Origin of the sequence: Acrocarpospora catenulata, from assembly GCF_018476525.1 — a bacterium.
Classification (GTDB): Bacteria; Actinomycetota; Actinomycetes; order Streptosporangiales; family Streptosporangiaceae; genus Acrocarpospora; species Acrocarpospora catenulata.
This window is the reverse complement of sequence record NZ_JAHCST010000044.1, coordinates 1-17,859: the sequence shown is the minus strand read 5'-3', so window position 1 is coordinate 17,859 and position 17,859 is coordinate 1. Positions and strand designations below refer to the sequence as shown.

Annotated in this window: 13 protein-coding genes; 9 read left to right on the top strand and 4 right to left on the bottom strand. The window is 69.3% G+C overall.

Annotated elements, in window-relative coordinates:
- Nucleotides 1-88: 88 nt before the first annotated feature.
- Nucleotides 89-1,570 carry an IMP dehydrogenase gene (guaB, locus tag KIP79_RS32295; RefSeq protein WP_214108747.1) on the top strand — a complete coding sequence of 494 codons (1,482 nt, stop codon included), beginning with the start codon at nucleotides 89-91 and terminating at the stop codon, nucleotides 1,568-1,570.
- A 37-nt stretch (nucleotides 1,571-1,607) separates the two neighbouring features.
- Entirely contained in the window at nucleotides 1,608-2,723 is a 1,116-nt protein-coding gene (locus tag KIP79_RS32290; RefSeq protein ID WP_214108746.1) for a GuaB3 family IMP dehydrogenase-related protein, read from the top strand.
- Between the two features lie 56 nt (nucleotides 2,724-2,779).
- On the opposite strand, the gene KIP79_RS32285 is transcribed toward KIP79_RS32290, so the two are convergent.
- Together KIP79_RS32285 and KIP79_RS32280 are read right to left on the bottom strand one after the other, a co-directional pair.
- Nucleotides 2,780-3,829, bottom strand: coding sequence for a M56 family metallopeptidase (locus tag KIP79_RS32285; protein WP_214108745.1), 1,050 nt, complete (start codon nucleotides 3,827-3,829; stop codon nucleotides 2,780-2,782).
- On the bottom strand, nucleotides 3,826-4,200 hold the full coding sequence (locus tag KIP79_RS32280) for a BlaI/MecI/CopY family transcriptional regulator (protein ID WP_214108744.1): 375 nt from the start codon (nucleotides 4,198-4,200) through the stop codon (nucleotides 3,826-3,828). The genes KIP79_RS32285 and KIP79_RS32280 overlap by 4 nt, the downstream gene beginning before the upstream one ends.
- A 182-nt stretch (nucleotides 4,201-4,382) precedes the next feature.
- On the opposite strand from KIP79_RS32280, the gene KIP79_RS32275 reads away from it, so the two are divergent.
- The 5 genes from KIP79_RS32275 (at nucleotide 4,383) to KIP79_RS32255 (ending at nucleotide 10,009) form a co-directional block, all read left to right on the top strand.
- On the top strand, nucleotides 4,383-5,447 hold the full coding sequence (locus KIP79_RS32275; protein ID WP_308170004.1) for an iron ABC transporter substrate-binding protein: 1,065 nt from the start codon (nucleotides 4,383-4,385) through the stop codon (nucleotides 5,445-5,447).
- Between the two features lie 4 nt (nucleotides 5,448-5,451).
- On the top strand, nucleotides 5,452-7,059 hold the full coding sequence (locus KIP79_RS32270; protein WP_250214189.1) for an ABC transporter permease: 1,608 nt from the start codon (nucleotides 5,452-5,454) through the stop codon (nucleotides 7,057-7,059).
- Nucleotides 7,056-8,120, top strand: coding sequence for an ABC transporter ATP-binding protein (locus KIP79_RS32265; RefSeq protein ID WP_214108743.1), 1,065 nt, complete (start codon nucleotides 7,056-7,058; stop codon nucleotides 8,118-8,120). The genes KIP79_RS32270 and KIP79_RS32265 overlap by 4 nt, the downstream gene beginning before the upstream one ends.
- 211 nt (nucleotides 8,121-8,331) lie before the next feature.
- On the top strand, nucleotides 8,332-9,492 hold the full coding sequence (locus KIP79_RS32260; protein ID WP_214108742.1) for a glutathione-independent formaldehyde dehydrogenase: 1,161 nt from the start codon (nucleotides 8,332-8,334) through the stop codon (nucleotides 9,490-9,492).
- A complete protein-coding gene (locus KIP79_RS32255) occupies nucleotides 9,485-10,009 on the top strand; it encodes an ester cyclase (protein ID WP_308170003.1) in 525 nt (174 codons plus the stop codon). The genes KIP79_RS32260 and KIP79_RS32255 overlap by 8 nt, the downstream gene beginning before the upstream one ends.
- Here the strand turns inward: KIP79_RS32255 and KIP79_RS32250 are convergent.
- Both KIP79_RS32250 and nagA read right to left on the bottom strand, forming a co-directional pair.
- Nucleotides 9,996-13,058, bottom strand: a complete 3,063-nt coding sequence (locus KIP79_RS32250; protein ID WP_214108741.1) for a DEAD/DEAH box helicase — start codon at nucleotides 13,056-13,058, stop codon at nucleotides 9,996-9,998. The two genes, KIP79_RS32255 and KIP79_RS32250, sit on opposite strands and share 14 nt — an antisense overlap.
- A gap of 22 nt (nucleotides 13,059-13,080) precedes the next feature.
- On the bottom strand, nucleotides 13,081-14,220 hold the full coding sequence (nagA, locus tag KIP79_RS32245; RefSeq protein WP_214108740.1) for an N-acetylglucosamine-6-phosphate deacetylase: 1,140 nt from the start codon (nucleotides 14,218-14,220) through the stop codon (nucleotides 13,081-13,083).
- A 169-nt stretch (nucleotides 14,221-14,389) separates the two neighbouring features.
- Here nagA and KIP79_RS32240 point away from each other — a divergent pair, with 169 nt between their 5' ends.
- Both KIP79_RS32240 and KIP79_RS32235 read left to right on the top strand, forming a co-directional pair.
- On the top strand, nucleotides 14,390-15,145 hold the full coding sequence (locus KIP79_RS32240) for an SDR family NAD(P)-dependent oxidoreductase (protein ID WP_214108739.1): 756 nt from the start codon (nucleotides 14,390-14,392) through the stop codon (nucleotides 15,143-15,145).
- Between the two features lie 138 nt (nucleotides 15,146-15,283).
- On the top strand, nucleotides 15,284-17,020 hold the full coding sequence (locus KIP79_RS32235; protein WP_214108738.1) for a glycerol-3-phosphate dehydrogenase/oxidase: 1,737 nt from the start codon (nucleotides 15,284-15,286) through the stop codon (nucleotides 17,018-17,020).
- Nucleotides 17,021-17,859 lie beyond the last annotated feature (839 nt).

Here is a 17,859-nt window from a genome sequence, read left to right as displayed (position 1 = left end):
TCGGATTGTAGTTGGGGGTGGCTACTACACTGGGCTGCTCAGGGGGCTTGAAACGGGCGGGCCCTCTATTTCTTAGGAGGGGTGCGGTATGGGCAAGTTCACCGAACCGGGTCTGACGTTCGACGATGTGCTGCTCGTGCCCGCCTATTCGGATCTTCAACCGGGGGACGCGGATACCTCTACCCGGCTGTCGCGGAATGTCTCGCTGCAGATTCCGCTCATTTCGGCGGCCATGGATACGGTGACCGAAGCTCGGATGGCGGTGGCGATGGCCCGCCAGGGCGGGATCGGAATACTGCACCGGAATCTTTCGATCGCCGATCAGGCCGCGCAGGTCGACCTGGTCAAGCGATCCGAGGCCGGGATGGTCACCAATCCGATCACCTGTACGCCCGACGCCACGCTCGCCGAGGTCGAACTGCTCTGCGCCAAGTACCGGATCTCCGGTGTGCCGGTCACCGATCAGGACGGGGTGCTGCTCGGGATCGTCACCAATCGCGACATGCGCTACGAGAGCGACCACTCGCTGCCCGTCCGCGAGGTGATGACCAAGATGCCGTTGGTCACCGCGCCGGTCGGGGTCTCCCGGGAGGAGGCGTTCCGGCTGCTGCGCTCCCGCAAGGTCGAGAAGCTGCCGCTGGTGGACGCGCACGGCCGGTTGCAGGGCCTGATCACCGTCAAGGACTTCACCAAGAGCGAGCAGTATCCGCTGGCCACCAAGGACGCCGACGGCCGGCTCATGGTCGGTGCCGCCATCGGGGTCGCGGGTGACGCGCAGGAGCGCGCCCACGCGCTGATCGAGGCCGGGGTCGACGTGATCGTGGTGGACACGGCACACGGCCACTCCAAGGGCGTCTGCGACATGGTCGCCAAGATCAAGGCCAACAGCCGGGTGGATGTGGTGGGCGGCAACGTCGCCACCCGGGCCGGTGCCCAGGCGCTGCTGGACGCCGGGGTCGACGCGGTCAAGGTGGGGGTGGGGCCCGGCTCCATCTGCACCACGCGGGTGGTCGCCGGGGTGGGCGCCCCCCAGGTCACCGCCATCTACGAAGCCTCGTTGGCGGCCGGCCCCGCCGGGGTCCCGGTGATCGGCGACGGCGGCCTGCAGTACTCCGGCGACATCGCCAAGGCGATCGCGGCCGGGGCCGACGCGGTGATGCTGGGCTCGCTGCTGGCCGGTTGCGAGGAATCGCCCGGTGAGCTGATCTTCATCAACGGCAAGCAGTTCAAGTCGTACCGGGGGATGGGGTCGCTGGGCGCGGTCCGCAACCGGGAGCGCGGCGGCGCCTCCTTCAGCAAGGACCGGTACGCGCAGGACGCCGTCTCCGGCGACGACAAGTACATCCCCGAGGGCATCGAGGGCCAGGTGCCCTACCGCGGCCCGGTCGCCGCCGTCGCCCACCAGCTGGTCGGCGGGGTCCGGCAGGGCATGTGGTACACCGGCTCGCGCACGATCGCGGACCTGCGCGACCACAGCATGCTGATGCCGATCACCGCGGCGGGGCTCAAGGAAAGCCACCCGCACGACATCCAGATGACGGTCGAGGCCCCCAACTACCATCGACGCTGAACGGTAAGTCGGGATTTTCGGCACGAGGAAAGAACACATGACTCAGGTGGAGATCGGCCGCGGCAAGACCGGCCGCCGGGCGTATGCGTTGGACGAGATCGGCATCGTGCCTTCCCGGCGGACGCGCGACCCCGAGGAAGTGTCGATCTCCTGGCAGATCGACGCCTACCGCTTCGAGTCGCCCGTCGTGGTGAGCCCGATGGACAGCGTGGTCTCCCCGGCCACGGCGATCGAGATCGGCCGGCTGGGCGGGCTCGCCGTCCTTGACCTGGAAGGTCTGTGGACGCGGTACGAGGACCCCCAGCCCCTGCTGGACGAGGTGGCCACCCTCACCCCCGAGGCCGGGACCCGGCGGTTGCAGGAGATCTACACCGCCCCCATCCAGGACGAGCTGATCGGCCGCCGGATCGCCGAGATCCGCGAAGCCGGGGTGACCACCGCCGTGCGGCTCTCCCCGCAGCGCACCATCCAGTACCACAAGGCCGTGATCGACGCCGGTGTGGACATCTTCGTCATCCGGGGCACCACGGTCTCGGCCGAGCACGTCTCCGGCCGCGCCGAGCCGCTCAACCTCAAGCAGTTCATCTACGAACTCGACGTGCCGGTGATCGTCGGCGGCTGCGCCACCTACACCGCCGCCCTCCACCTCATGCGCACCGGCGCCGCCGGTGTGCTGGTCGGCTTCGGCGGCGGCGCCTCGCACACCACCCGGAACGTGCTCGGCGTCGTGGTCCCGATGGCCACCGCCATCTCCGACGTCGCCGCCGCGCGCCGCGACTACATGGACGAGTCGGGCGGCCGGTACGTTCACGTCATCGCCGACGGCGGCATGGGCGGCTCCGGCGACATCGCCAAGGCCATCGCCTGCGGCGCCGACGCCGTCATGGTCGGCTCGCCGCTGGCCCGCGCCGCCGAGGCTCCCGGCCGCGGCTACCACTGGGGCTCCGAAGCCCACCACCCCGACCTGCCCCGCGGGCGCCGCGTGCACTTCGGCACCATCGGCACCCTGGCCGAGATCCTGCACGGTCCGTCCTCGGTGGCCGACGGCTCCATGAACCTCATGGGCGCCCTCAAGCGCACCATGGCCACCTCCGGCTACTCCGACATCAAGGAGTTCCAGCGGGTCGAGGTCGTCGTCGCGCCGCCCCAGTAGTGATTTTCAGGTTTCGCGCCCCCGCTTCGTGCGTGGCGGGGGCGGGAAACCCGGCGTCACTGAGCGCTTCCGCACAGCCGGCGTTGGCCCGCGTGCGCGCCCTCGATGAGATCCCGGAGGTCGAGCGCCAGATCGTACGGTCCCCAGAGGGCGGCCAGGATGGACAGCACGATTGTCAAGGGCAGGGTCAGGCCGTGGTGCGGGATGGGCAGGAGCAGGGCCCTGACCCGGCGCGGTAGCGGCCCGGGCCGGTTCGGGCGGTCGGGGCCGCGCAGTCCGATGCCGAGCGCGGTGGGCGGAACACCTTCGGCTGGGGTTTCTTCGGCCCGGGTGTCGGGTGGCGGGGTTTGGCTACGGGGCTGAGTGGTCTGGGCCTGGGTGGTGCGTGACAGGGCCGCGCGTCCCAGGGCGCGGGCGGCGAGTGTGCGATCTCCGACGGCGTCCGCGGCGCGTTCGTCGGCCCACCGCTCGGTGCTGTAGACGACGGCGCGGGCCAGCGGGCGCAGGAGCGGGTTGACGGCGGCCGCGGCCCGCGTAACGTTCCGGAACATGTGGTGGCGGTCGCGCAGGTGGGCCTCTTCGTGGGCGAGGAGCACCCGCTGCTCGTTCTCGTCGAGGACGGCGAGCATGCCGGTGGAAATGACCACCCGCCCCGGGCGGCCGGGGACGGCGAAGGCGTCCACCACGTCGTCGTCGAGCACCGCGACCAAGCCCTCGCCGGGCAGGTCCCGGACGGCGTCGGCCGACGCGCGGCGGGCGCGCCGCAACCGCACCGCCACGACGGCCAGTCCGGCCGCCCCGGCCGTCAGCGCCACGGAGGCCAGCGCGGCCACGAGCGGGCTGGTCTGCGCGTCGCCGCGGAGAATGTCCAGCGGCAGGCCGGTGTAGGTGGCGAACCCGGCGAGCTGGACCACGCCTTCCGCGGCCAGGACGAGCAGGGTGAGCGTGCTCGCCACGGCGGTGGCGACCGCCAGCAGGGTGATCAGCCAGGTGGCGGACCGCGGCGGCAGCCGTTCGGAGAGCGGGCGGGCGATCAGCATGCCCAGTACGGAGACGGCGAACGGGAGGTACCCGTCGGCGTCCATGAACCATCGCATCTCGGTCATCCGGGGTCCTGGCGGTCGAGCAGGCGGCGCAGCAGGCGTTCGTCGCCTTCCGACAGGGTGTCGACGAAGCGGGCCAGGATCGACTCGCGGTCCGGTTCCCCTTCCAGCACCTGGTGCATCCGGCGGGCGGCCAGACCGGTCTCGTCGTCGACCGGCCGGTACCGGAACGAGCGGCCCTCCTTCGAGCGCGCGGCCAGCCCTTTGGCGTGCATCCGGGTGAGGATGGTCACCACGGTGGTGTAGGCCAGATCGGCGGTGAGCCGGTCCTGGACCTGGGCCGGGGTGAGCGGCTGGGCGGCGTGCTGCAGGGCCGCCATGACCTCCGATTCGAGCGAACCGGCGGGCCGCCGACGGGAATCCGGGCCGGTCATGGGCCTCTCCTTGCTGACCGGATCGACGTTGGTCCGGTCCTACCAGGCGAACAGTCTGCCACGTGGGGGAGGCCTTGCGGCCATGTGTTAGGTTAGGCTTAACTAACTTCTACAGCGCTGTAGATGAGTCATGGCCGGACTCTCTCCTCCCACCGAACAGACCGAACAGAAGGAACATCGCCGTGCCCATCAAAGTCCCCCAGACCATCCTCACGCTGGTCGCCGGCGCCCTCCTGCTCGCCGCCTGTGGAAGCGACCCCGGCAGCGACACCGGCTCTGACAGCGCCGCCACCTCCTCCGGCGGCGACAAGACGATCACCGTCTACAGCGGGCGCAGCGAGTCGCTGGTGAAGCCGTTGCTGGAGCGGTTCACCCAGCAGACCGGCATCGCCGTGGAGGCCCGGTACGCCGCCACCGCCGCCATGGCCAGCCAGCTCCTGGAGGAGGGCGAGCGCTCCCCGGCGGACGTGTTCTTCGCCCAGGACGCCGGTGCGCTCGGCGCGGTCGCCAAGAAGGGCATGCTGGCCCCGCTCTCCGACGACCTGGTCAACCAGGTGCCGGAGATCTACCGGGCCAAGAGCAAGGAGTGGGTCGGCGTCACAGCCCGTTCCCGGGTGCTGGTCTACAACCCCGGCCAGGTGACCGAGGACAAGCTGCCCGCCTCGGTCTTCGACCTCACCAAGCCGGAATGGAAGGGCAAGGTCGGGGTGGCCCCGACCAACGCCTCCTTCCAGGCGTTCGTCACCGCCATCGTCGTCCAGCACGGCGAGCAGAAGGCCAAGGACTTCCTGGCCGGGCTGAAGGCCAACGAGCCGGAGATCAGGGACGGCAACGGCCCGATCCTGGAAGAGGTGGACTCGGGCAAGCTTGCCGTCGGCCTCATCAACCACTACTACCTGGGCGAACTGAGCAAGGAGCGGGGCACCACGCCGGACGCGCTCACCGCCAAGCTGCACTTCTTCCCCGGCGGGGACACCGGGGCGCTGGTCAACGTGGCCGGGGTCGGGGTGCTGAAGAAGGCCGCCCAGGATCCCGACGTGCAGGCGTTCGTCACCTACCTGCTCAGCGCCGACGCGCAGCAGTACTTCGCCGAGCAGACCTTCGAGTACCCGCTGGTCGCGGGTGTGACCCCGCCCGCCGGGGTGCCCGCGCTCGCCGAGCTTCAGGCACCCGCCGTGGACCTCAACGACCTCGACCAGCTTGAGGCCACGATCGGCCTGATCCAGGAGTCGGGACTCGTCCCCTAACACCATGACGGCTCACCCCGAAGCGACCGCTGCCGACTCGTCCAAGACGATGGCCGCCGCCCGTTACGCCGGCGCCATGTCGGCTCGTCCCAAGCGACCGCTGCTGCTGGCCCTGTCGGCGGTGGCGGTCGCGGTCGCCCTCATTCCGGTGGTCTATCTGGCCGTGCGTACCGCCCAGGCCGGGTGGGCCGCCATCGTCGAGGACCTGGGTACCGTGCGGGTCGCCCGGCTGGCGGTCCACACGCTCGGGCTGGCGGTGGTGGTGACCGCCGGTTGCCTGGTCCTGGGGGTCGGTGCGGCGGTCCTGGTGGTCAGGACCGATCTGCCGGGGCGGCGCGGGTTCGCCGTCCTGGCGGCGTTGCCGCTCGCCGTGCCCACCTACATCGCCGCCTTCGCGTGGCGGTCGACGGTGGACGGGTTCGCGGGGTTCTGGGCGGCGGCGCTGGTGTTGACGCTCTGCTCGTACCCGTATGTCTTCCTGCCGGTGGCCGCGGCGCTCACCAAGGCCGACCCCGCGCAGGAGGAGGTGTCCCGATCCCTGGGGCGTACCGCCTGGCAGACGCTGACCGGGGTGACGCTGCGCCAGATCCGTCCGGCGTTGACCGGCGGCGGGCTGCTGGTCGCGCTGTACGTGCTGTCGGATTTCGGGGCGGTGTCGATCCTGCGCACCGACACCTTCACCCGCGCCATCTTCGTCGCCTTCGACCTGGGCTTCGATCGTACGGGCGCGCTGGTGCTGGCCGCCGCGCTGGTCGTGATCACCATGCTGATCCTGGCCGGGGAGGAAGCCGGTCGCCGCAAGGACGCCCGTTATGCCCCGCTGGGTGGGACCCGCCGCATGGCAGCCCCATTTCACCTGGCCCGGTTGCGCCGGCCTGCCGTCTTCGCGCTGGCGGCCGTGGCCGCGCTCGCGATCGGCGTTCCAGCCGTGAGCCTCGCCCACCGGATGCTGCAAGGCGTCTCCCGGCCGGGGGCCTGGACCGAGGTGGCCGCGGCGGCGGGGAACTCGCTCTGGCTGTCGGCCGCGGGGGCGGCGTTCACCATGCTGCTCGCGCTGCCCCTCGGGCTGCTGAACGCCAAGGCGCCCGGCCGGGCGAGCAGGCTGCTCGACCGCCTCGGCTATCTCGGCCACGCGCTGCCCGGGCTGGTCATCGGCCTGTCCCTGGTGTCCTTCGGCGTCAGCTTCGCCTACCCGCTCTACCAGACGGCCTGGCTGCTGGCGCTCGGCTACGCGGCCCTGTTCCTCCCGCTGGGGGTGGCGGCCGTGGCCGGGGCGGCGGCGCACGCGCCTCCCGTGCTCGACGAGGTCGCCCGCTCCCTGGGCAGGGGCCCGCTGACCGTCTTCCGCACGCTCACCCTGCCCCTCACCCTGCCCGGCATCGGAGCCGGGGCCGCCCTGGTCTTCCTCACCTGCATGAAGGAACTCCCGGCCACCCTCCTGCTCCGGCCGACCGGCGTCGACACCCTGGCCACCGAGCTGTGGACGAACACCACCGTGGCCGCGTACGCGGCGGCGGCGCCGTACGCGGCGCTGCTGGTTCTGCTGTCCTCGCTGCCGACGTGGCTGCTCACCGCGCACACCGGCATCCTGACCCGAAAGTCCGCACCATGAGCCATCTGGAACTCCACGGGATCGCCAAACGCTACGGCTCGGTGACCGCCCTCGACGGCGTCGACCTCGCCGTGGCGGGCGGCACCCTGCTCGCCGTGCTCGGCCCGTCAGGCTGCGGGAAGACGACCCTGCTGCGCTGCGTGGCGGGCTTCGAACGCCTGGACGCGGGCGAGGTGTCCGTCGACGGCCGCGCCGTCGCCGGACCCGGCCTGCACCTGCCGCCCGAGCGCCGCCAGATCGTCACCGTTCCCCAGGAAGGCGCGCTCTTCCCCCATCTGTCGGTCCGGCGCAACATCGAGTACGGCCTGACCCGCGCGGAACGCCGTACCGACCGGGTGGCGGAGGTTCTCGCCCTGGTCGGCCTGACCGGGTACGGCGACCGCATGCCCCACCACCTGTCCGGCGGTCAGCAACAACGGGTCGCGGTCGCCCGCGCGATGGCCCCCCGGCCGTCCCTCATCCTGCTGGACGAACCCTTCAGCGCCCTGGACGCCGGGCTCCGCGCCGACCTGCGCCGCGACGTGCGAGCCGCGCTACAGGCCGACCACGCGACCGGCATCCTGGTCACCCATGACCAGAGCGAGGCCCTGTCCATCGCCGACCAGGTCGCCGTGATGCGCGACGGCCGCGTCCTGCAGTGCGCTCCCGCCGCCGAGGTGTACCGGAAACCAGCCGACCCATGGGTGGCGGCCTTCGTCGGCGAGGCCCTGTTCCTGCCCGCCCGATCCACGCCTCAGACGGCCACGGTCTCCACCGCGCTGGGCCCGGTCCAGGTGGACACGCTGCCACCCGGCGACGGCGACCTGGTCATCATGGCCCGCCCCGAGCAGATCCGGGTGACCTCGGCCCCCGCGGCCGTCTCCGCCACCGTCGTCGGCCACGATTTCCACGGCCACGACGCCACCCTGTCCCTCCGCCTGGACGACGGCACGCAGGTCACCGCACGGGTCCCGGGCCACGCCCTCCCGGAGACCACGGTCGTCGGCCTGTACGTCGAGGGCGTCTGCCGCGCCTACCACGACCATGACCGAGCACATCGACCCAATCTGGTGACAGCTTGACCAGCCTGTGCAGGCTGAAGGGAAAAAGGCATCAAAGGATCTTTGGGGTTGTTTGTCGCTTCTGTGGCTATTTGGGTGGGTAGGGCCAAGGCCGTTCATCGAGGACATGGCGACTTGCGCGGAATTCCTCGTGGTACGGGTGTGCCTCTCACGTGGTGCGATGCGCGGCAGGTCGCCGCCTCGATCGTCGTCGAGAACCTGCGAGGTGAACATGAAAGCCGTCGTCTACGCCGGACCACGGCAGATCAGCGTGCAGGACGTACCCGATGCGCGGATAGAGCGCCCCACCGATGTGCTGGTCCGCGTCACCACCACCAACATCTGCGGGTCGGACCTGCACATGTACGAGGGCCGGACCACCATGGAGCCGGGCAGGGTCCTGGGGCACGAGAACCTCGGCGAGGTCGTGGAGGTCGGGTCGGCCGTCGATCGTGTCCGCGTGGGGGACATGGTCTGCCTGCCGTTCAACATCTCGTGCGGCTTCTGCGCGAACTGCGAGAAGGGCCTGACCGCCTTCTGCCTGACCACCAACCCCGAACCGGGCATTGCCGGGGCCGCGTACGGCTTCGCCGGCATGGGCCCGTACAGCGGGGGACAGGCCGAGCTGCTGCGGGTGCCGTACGGGGACTTCAACTGTCTTGTCCTCCCGGAGGACGCCAGGGACCGGGAGCGGCAGAAGGACTACGTGATGCTGGCCGACATCTGGCCGACCGGCTGGCATGCGACCCAGCTCGCCCGCATGCGGGCGGGTGACTCCGTGGTGATCTACGGGTCGGGGCCGGTGGGGCTGATGGCCGCGTACTCGGCCATGATCAGGGGCGCGAGCCAGGTGATGATCGTCGATCGCCACCCGGACCGGCTCGCCAAGGCCGAGGAGATCGGCGCGATCGCGATCGACGACTCGCGGACCTCGCCGGTGGACCGGGTCATGGAGCTCACCGGCGGCCACGGGGCCGACCGCGGCTGCGAGTGCGTGGGGTTCCAGGCACACGACCCGCAGGGCGTCGAGCATCCGAACATGACGCTGAACAACCTGGTGAAGTCGGTCAAGTTCGCCGGAACCATCGGCGTCGTCGGGGTCTTCATCCCGACCGACCCCGGCAGCCCGGACGACCTGTACAAGCAGGGCGAGATCGCCTTCGACTACGGGATGTTCTGGTTCAAGGGCCAGACGATCGGCAACGGGCAGTGCAGCGTCAAGAACTACAACCGGCAGCTCTGCAGGCTCATCGAGACCGGCAGGGCCCGGCCGTCCTGGGTCGTCTCGCAGGAACTGCGCCTGGACGACGCGCCGTCCGGATACGAGCACTTCGACCGGCGGGACGACGGCTGGACCAAGGTCGTCATTCATCCCGACGGCAGCCGTGGCTGAGAACCAGGAAGGCGGCTGGGACAAGCCCCACGTAGGGACGGTCATACCCGATGCCCGGGTGCTCAAGGACCAGTTCCTTGACGCTTTCAACGGCCATGACCTGGACCGGATGCTGCGGTGCCACAGCCGGGACGCGGTGCTGGTCACCCCGGCGGGTGTGACCGAGGGGCATGACGAGATCTCCTCGTTCTACCAGGACTTCTTCGACGGTTTCCCGGATCTGCGCATGACCGTCTGGCACACGGTCACCTGCGCGGATCCGGCGGTCAGCGAGTGGGTTCTCACCGGCACCCACACCGGTCCGTTCCTGCTCCCGGAGGGCGAAATGCTCCAGGGCACAGGCCGCCCCGTCACGGTCCGCGGCACAAGCACCTGCACCGTGAGCAACGGGAAGATCATCACCCATCGGATCTACTTCGACCAGCTTGAGCTGTACAGCCAACTCGGCGCCAAGCTGAACTTCGACGACGTTCCGACGATCGAGGAGACCGAAGGCCAGACCGTCAGCCCGCCGTGACCTTGGCGTAGTGGAACACGTCCAGCGGGAGCGAGTGCTCCAGGCGCCAGCGGAACCGCACCGGCCGGTCGCCTTCGCAGTGCTCGTAGGTCATCGGCCCGGCGTACAGGTACGGCGGCGCACCCAGCCCTTCATCGCGCTTGTTCTCCCTGACGAACAGGTGGACGCTGGACTGTCCGGACTGGTAGCGCTGTGCCGTGGGATTGCTCCGACGCAACGTGGACTGGGACTCCCACTGAAACAGGCTCGGGGTGATGGCCCGATCGTGGTACATCGTCGTAGGCGAGAAGAGCGACACGGACTTGTCGATCGTCACGAAGAACAGGTCGGCGTTCGCCTCGGGCACCCATTTCACGCCTTCGCGCATGTGGGCGGGTTTGTCCACGCCGAAAGCGGCCAATGCCTCGTTCTTGCTGTAAGTGGCATGGATGTGCAGGGGAACCTCTCCCGCCAGCGGATGCGTCACGCGATGGCGGCGCTCGCCGAGCAGATCGGCCAGTTCCAGGAGTTCACTCACCCTGTCCCGGTGGGCCAGTAGCTCCGCCAGCCGCTCCTCCGCCGTGGAGGCGGGCTGGGTGCCACCCCAGAGGGCGACATCGAGCATCGCGAGCAACCGCTGCTCACGAACTGATTCCCCGCTGCTCAGGCGGCGCAGGAAAGCCAGCCGGTCGGGGTCGTCGATGTGGAGCATGCGGCCGAGCGCCTTGCCGATCTTCTCGTCCAACGGCCCCGCCGCAGGGCCTCTGCCCGCCGCCCGCCGCAGCGCGGCCCATCCATGGCGGCGGCGGTAGAGGTCCTCCAGCTCCAGCCCGGTCTCTTCGAGGAAGGCGGCCAGCGTGGTCGGCGCGGGCAGCGCGGCGAGTTCGGCGGCCAGGTCGGGCCAGCGCAGGTTCAGCGTCTGGCGGATGTTGTGCAGCACCAGCCGCGAGACCTCGCGGTCCAGGTCGATGTGGCAGCCGGGCGGCAGGGTGGGAAAGCCCGCTTCCACCTCGCGGGCGACCCCGGTACGGCTGGCGCCGGTCAGCGCGCGGTAGCGGCGGTCGAAGCGGAACTGGCGGTGCTGGTTGCCGATGAAATCCAGCACGGTGAGGCAGGCCTTGCCGTCGTCCAGGCGCAGCCCGCGCCCGAGTTGCTGGAGGAAGACGGTGGCGCTGTCCGTGGGGCGCAGGAAGAGCACGGTGTCGATGCTGGGGATGTCGACACCCTCGTTGAACAGGTCCACGGCGAAGACGACGGCGACCTCGCGCGACCGGAGTCTCCGGAGCCCTGCCTCCCGGTCGGCCTGCGGGGTGCGGGAGGTGATGGCGAGGGCCGGGATGCCCGCTTCGGTGAAACGCTGGGCCATGTACTCGGCGTGGTCGACGCTGACGCAGAAGCCCAGCGCGCGCATCCGGCCGAGATCGCCGATCTTGCGCTGCAGTGTCTCCAGGACCAGCCGGACGCGGGCGTCGTTGCCGGTGAACACGTTACTGAGACGCGTCAGGTCGTAGCCCTGACCGCGTTTCCACGGCACAGCTGACAGGTCCACCCCGTCATGTACGCCGAAGTACTGGAACGGCGCCAGTAGCTGCCGTTCGATGGCCTCCCACAGGCGTAGCTCGACCGCGATCCGGCCGCCGAACCAGTGCTTGACGTCCTGGCCGTCCGTACGTTCTGGGGTGGCGGTCAGACCCAGCAGCACGCGTGGCGTGAGGTGGCCCAGCAGGCGGGTGTACATGGCCGCCTCGGCGTGGTGGAACTCGTCCACGATCACCATGTCGAACGCGGCAGGGTCGAGTAACTCCAGGTCGAGGCGGTGCAGCGACTGGATGGAGGCGAACACGTGCCGCCACTGCTCGGGTTTCCGCCCGCCGGCGTACAGCTCGCCGAAGGCGCCGTCGCGGAGCGCCTGGCGGAAGGTGGCCTGGCTCTGGGTGAGGATCTCCTGGCGGTGCGCCACGAAGAGCAGCGAGTCGACCTCGCCGGCCGCGCGCAGCTCGCGGTAGTCCAGCGCGGAGACCACCGTTTTGCCGGTTCCGGTGGCCATCACCACCAGGTTGCGCCACCGGTCGTGGATCTCGCGTTCGGCGGTGAGCTCGGCCAGGACCTCGCTCTGGTAGCCGTACGGGTTCACGTCCACCGAGGCGATGGTCAGCGGCAGGTCGCGTGTCCCCGCGCCTTCCAGCTCCAGCGCGCGCTCCAGGCGGGCGCGGTCCTGTGCTGAAGCGGGATCGTAGTCCTCGAAGGCCGGGTCGCCCCAGTACTCCTCGAAGGTGGCCGCGAAGGTGTCCAGCAGGTGCGGCTGCTCCACGGCCGACAGGCGGACGTTCCACTCCAGCCCGTCGATCAGAGCGGACTTGGACAGGTTCGAGGAGCCGACGTACGCGGTGGAGAAGCCGGTTTCCCTGCGGAACAGCCACGCTTTGGCGTGCAGGCGGGTGGTCCTGGTCTCGTACGAGATCTTGACCGTGGCGCCCAGCTCGGCCAGCCGGTCCAGCGCCCGGCGTTCGGTCGCGCCCCGATAAGTGGTGGTGATGACCCTCAGCCGGCCGCCCCGCTGGACGAACTCGGCCAGGTCGTCTTCCAGGATGCGTACGCCGTACCAGCGGACGAAGGCGCACAACAGGTCGACCTGGTCCGCCGAGGCCAGCTCCCGCCTGAGTTCGTGGCCCACGCTCGGCTGGCCGTGCCCGTTGACCAGCAGTGCGCTCGCCGCGAGCGGAGTCTCCGGGCGCCTCGGGTAGACCGGCTCGCCGGTGGGGGTACGTCGGCGCGTCACGGCCAGGAGCAGTTCCCGCGAGCCGGCCACCAGGTCGTCCTGCGCGACTTCGCCCAGGACGGCGGCGAGCCGGTTGGCCAGTTCGACCTGGCCGGCCAGTCGTTCGGGGTCGGTGCCGCGTACCGACCGCAGGGCCCTGCGGGTGAGTGCGGCCAGGTGGGCGGTGAGTACGTCCGCGGCCTCGATCTGGTCGAGCGGGCGCCGCTGGGCCAGGTCGCCGTGGGCGATCAGCTCACGGGCCAGTCCTTCGGTGACGAGTTGCTCGTACAGGCCGGGGGCGAGGTCGCTCATGGCCGGCAACGTACTGGATTTGTCAGGGGGTCGGCTGAGTAATCCAGGTGCCCTTCTTCATTACGCCGGTGATGGTCAGGGATTCGTTGAGGATGACGAGGTCGGCTTGTTTGCCGGTGGTGATGGAGCCGATTTCGTGGGAGAGGCCGAGGATTTTGGCGGGGGTGAGGGAAGTTACGGCGGCGGCCTGGGGGAGGGTGAGGTTGTTGTGGTGGATGGCTCGGTGGAAGGCGGTGTCCATGGTGAGGGTGCTGCCGGCGATGGCGCCGCCGCCGGCCAGGCGGGCGACGCCGGAGCGTACTTCGACTTTCATGGGGCCGAGGGGGTAGTCGCCGTCGGGCATTCCCGCGGCGTTCATGGCGTCGGTGATGAAGGCGATTCTTGAGGTGGGGACGGCGGACAGGACCAGGTCGATGACTTTGGGGTGCAGGTGGACGCCGTCGTTGACGATTTCCACGGTGACACGGTCGTCGGTCATGGCGGCGGTGATGGGGCCGGGGTCGCGGTGGCCGAGGGGGCGCATGGCGTTGAACAGGTGGGTGGCGACTGAGGCGCCTTCGTCTATCGCGGCCATGGCCTGTTCGTAGGTGGCGTCGGTGTGGCCGATGGCGGCGATTACGCCGGCGTTCACGCATTCGCGTACCGCGTCGAGGGCGTTGGGTAGTTCGGGGGCCAGGGTGAACATGCGCACGTGGCCGTCGCCCGCGCCGATCAGGTCGGCGAATTCGGTCGCGGAGGGGGCGCGGAGGAGTTCGGGGCGGTGGGCGCCGCAGCGGGCCGCCGAAATGTACGGGCCCTCGTAGTGGATTCCGGCCAGCAGCCCTTCCGCGCACAGTTTGGCCAGCATCCCCGCGGACTTCTTCAGGTGGTCGAGCGGCGCGGTGACCAGGCTGGCGAGTGCCGTGGTGGTGCCGTGCCGCCGGTGGAAGGCGATGGTCTGCCGTGCCTGCTCCTCCGATCCCGCCGGGTATCCGGCGCCGCCACCGCCATGGACGTGGATGTCGACGAACCCTGGGACGATGGTCTGCCCGGCCAGCGAGTGCCCGTTCCTGGGCGCCTGGCCATGCCCGACATGGGTGATCCGCCCTTCCTCGATGGTCAGCCAGCCGTGGTGGACGCCATCAGGGGTGACGATCTGGGCGTCGGAGAGTGTGATGCTCACCCTCCCATCCTCCATGGTCGCCCGCGAGTGATCTACTGCGGCGCCCTTGCTCTCCATGATGAGAGGATCAGGCAAGGAGTGAGAAGCATCGTTCTACCGTTTTCCCTGCTCACATTGGTTTGATGGGATCAATCGAATCTCACAGACCGAATGAACAGGTGGGCGTAACATGCGAGTCGCGATTGTCACCGGGGCCAGCTCCGGTATCGGGCAGAGCGCAGCCATTCAGATCGCCAAGCGTGGGACAGGGGTGATCCTGACCTACAACTCCTATCAGTCCGGGGCGCTGGACACGGTCGCGACCATCGAGAAGGAGGGCGGTACGGCCGTCGCGTTGCCGTTGGACGTCGGCAGGTCGGAGACCTTCCCGGCCTTCCGGGAGTCGGTCGCCGCGGCGCTTCGGGAAACGTGGGGCCGGGACACGTTCGACTTCCTGGTCAACAACGCCGGGGTCGGGGAGAACGCGTTGTTCGAGGACACCTCGGAGGAGATGTTCGACAGGCTCATGCGGGTTCTGCTCAAGGGGCCGTACTTCCTGACCCAGACCCTGCTGCCACTGCTGGCCGACGGCGGCGCGATCGTCAACATGACCAGTAACTCGGTGTCCAGAACTACTGAACCCGGGTACTCCGCCTACGCCACCATGAAGGGTGGTCTGACGGTGCTGACCCGCTATATGGCCAAGGAGTTCAGTAAGCGGGGTATCCGGGTCAACTCGGTGTCCCCCGGTACCACCCGTACGCGCATCTCGGACAACGCCTTCGAGCGCTTCCCCGAGGTGATTCCCGCTCTCGCGGCGAAGACCGCTCTCGGCAGGGTCGGTGAACCCGACGACATCGGCATGGTGGTCGCGGTGCTGCTGGGAGAGGAGGGTCGCTGGATCACCGCGCAGGACCTCGAGGTCGCCGGTGGCTACAACCTCTAGCTCGTTCCTATCCCGGGCGGCGTGCCGGTTCTCGTGCGCCGCCCTCGTCCTCGGGTCTGTGGCTGATTGAGTGGCTACTCGCCGGTAGATTCCGGGTAGGACGACAGGGGTAGGCGTAAGCCGTGCAAAGGGAGAGCCATGACGGCGCGGATGGGGACGGCGAGGCTGGGGCCGGCGGAGCGGTTTGACGCGTTGTCGCGGCTGGGGTCGCAGGAGTTCGACGTTGTTGTGGTGGGGGGTGGGGTTGTCGGGGCGGGGGTCGCGCTCGATGCCGCCACCCGGGGGTTGTCGGTGGGGTTGGTGGAGGCGCGGGACTTCGCGTCGGGGACCTCGTCGCGGTCGTCGAAGTTGATCCATGGGGGGTTGCGGTATCTGGAGCAGCTCAACTTCGATCTGGTACGGGAAGCGCTGCAGGAGCGGTCGTTGTTGTTGCAGCGGATCGCGCCGCATCTCGTGCGGCCGGTTCCGTTTCTATTCCCCTTGACGCATGTGGGGTGGGAGCGGCCGTATGTGGGGGCCGGGCTGGTGCTCTACGACACGTTGGGGTTCTCGCTCGGGTTCACGCGGGGGGTGCCGGGGCATCGGCATCTGTCCAGGAAGCGGGCGTTGCGGCTGGCGCCGGCGTTGAAGCGGGCGGCGTTCACGGGGGCGGTGCAGTATTGGGACGCGCAGGTGGATGATGCGCGGTATGTGATGACTCTGCTGCGGACGGCAGCCACCTACGGGGCTCAGGTGGCTTCTCGGGCGCAGGTGGTGGGGTTTCTTCGGGAAGGGGAGCGGGTTACCGGGGTTCGGGTCTGTGATCTGGAGACCGGGGTGGAGCTCGATGTTCGGGCCCGGCAGGTGGTGAATGCCACGGGGGTCTGGACTGACGATATTCAGGATCTTGTGGGTGGGCGCGGGCAGATCAATGTGAAGGCGTCCAAGGGGATTCATCTGCTGGTGCCTCGGGATCGGATCCACTCGGTTACCGGGATCATTCTTCGCACCGAGAAATCGGTGCTTTTTGTGATTCCGTGGGGGCGGCACTGGATCATCGGGACGACGGATACCGCGTGGACGTTGGACAAGGCGCATCCGGCGGCTTCCCGGACGGATATCGACTACGTGCTCGATCACGTCAATGCCGTGCTGTCGGTGCCCTTGACCAGGGACGATGTCGAAGGGGTGTACGCGGGGCTGCGGCCGCTGCTGAAGGGGGAGTCGGAGCAGACCTCCAAGCTCTCTCGGGAGCATGTGGTCACCCATCCGGTGCCGGGGCTGGTCATGGTGGCGGGGGGCAAGTTCACGACGTATCGGAAGATGGCGGCGGATGCGGTCAACGCGGTCGCGCATGGGCTGGATCTGCGGGTTCCTCCGTCCTGTACGGATCGCATTCCGCTGGCCGGGGCTGAGGGGTATCAGGCGCTGTGGAACTCTCGGTATCGGTTGGCGGAGTCGTCGGGGCTCCATGTGGCTCGGATCGAGCATCTGCTCCAGCGGTACGGGTCCATGATCGATGAAGTGCTGGTGCTGATCGAGGGCGATCCGACGCTGGCTCATCCGCTGGCCGGGGCCGACGACTACCTGCGCGCGGAGATCGTGTACGCGGCCACCCATGAGGGCGCCCGTCACCTCAACGACGTGCTGACCCGGCGCACCCACATCTCCATCGAGACCTTCCACCGCGGCCTCGCCGTCGCCGAGGAGGTCGCCGAACTCCTGGCGCCCCCGCTTGGCTGGGACGGCGAACAGGTCAAACGCGAGATCGAGTACTACACGAAGCGAGTGGAAGCCGAACGAGCCTCCCAGGAACAGGACACCGACCAGGAAGCCGACGCCATCCAAATGGGCGCCCCCGAAATCGTCCCGGTAGCAACACCTGATCCCACGTAGGCCCACATGGTTGCCGTGGAGGTCCCACCCAACCCTTGATGACCTTCGCTCGAACCCGGCTTCGCCGTCGTCTGGCGTGGAACTCCCACCCACCCAACCCTTTGACCCCTTCGGGTCCGGGCCCGGCTCCGCCGGGAAGGTCGGTTGCCGTCCGGCACACCAAAGGTTGATTGCCGGGAAACTCCCGCCCGCCCACCCATTTGACCCTGCGGGTCCGGCTCCGGCTTCCGCCGGGGTGGTTGGGTGCCGCTCCTCGCATGGGGGGATTGATTGCCGTGGTACTCCCACCCACCCACGCTTTGACCCCTTCGGGTCTGGCCACGGCTCCGCCGGGAGGGTCGGTTGCCGTCCGGCACACGAAAGGGCCTTCCCCTGAGGTGTGGACACCTTGAGTGCCGGGGGGACTTCCACCCACCCTTGTTCGATCTTCGGTCGCAGACCCGGCTCCGCTGGGGCCGTCGGCTTCCGCCCCTGTGCGCCAAAGATCGACACGAGGCTTCGCCTGCCCGGCGGGGGCGGGGCCGACCGAAGGTCGAAAGGGTGGGTGCGAGCACACGGAAATCAGGCTTTCGCGTGCTGGACGGCCACCGCCCACCCCGGCGGAGCCGGGCCCCCGACCGGAGGTCGAACAAGGGTGGGTGGGGGTTCCCCGGCAACCAATCCTTCGTATGTCGGGACGGCAGCCAACTCTCCCGGCGGAAGCCGGGCCCGGACCCGGAGGGTCGGAAGGGTGGGTGGGGCGCGCACGGCAATCAATCCCCCCATGCGAGGAGCGGCACCCAACCACCCCGGCGGAAGCCGGAGCCGGACCCGCAGGGTCAAATGGGTGGGTGGGTGGG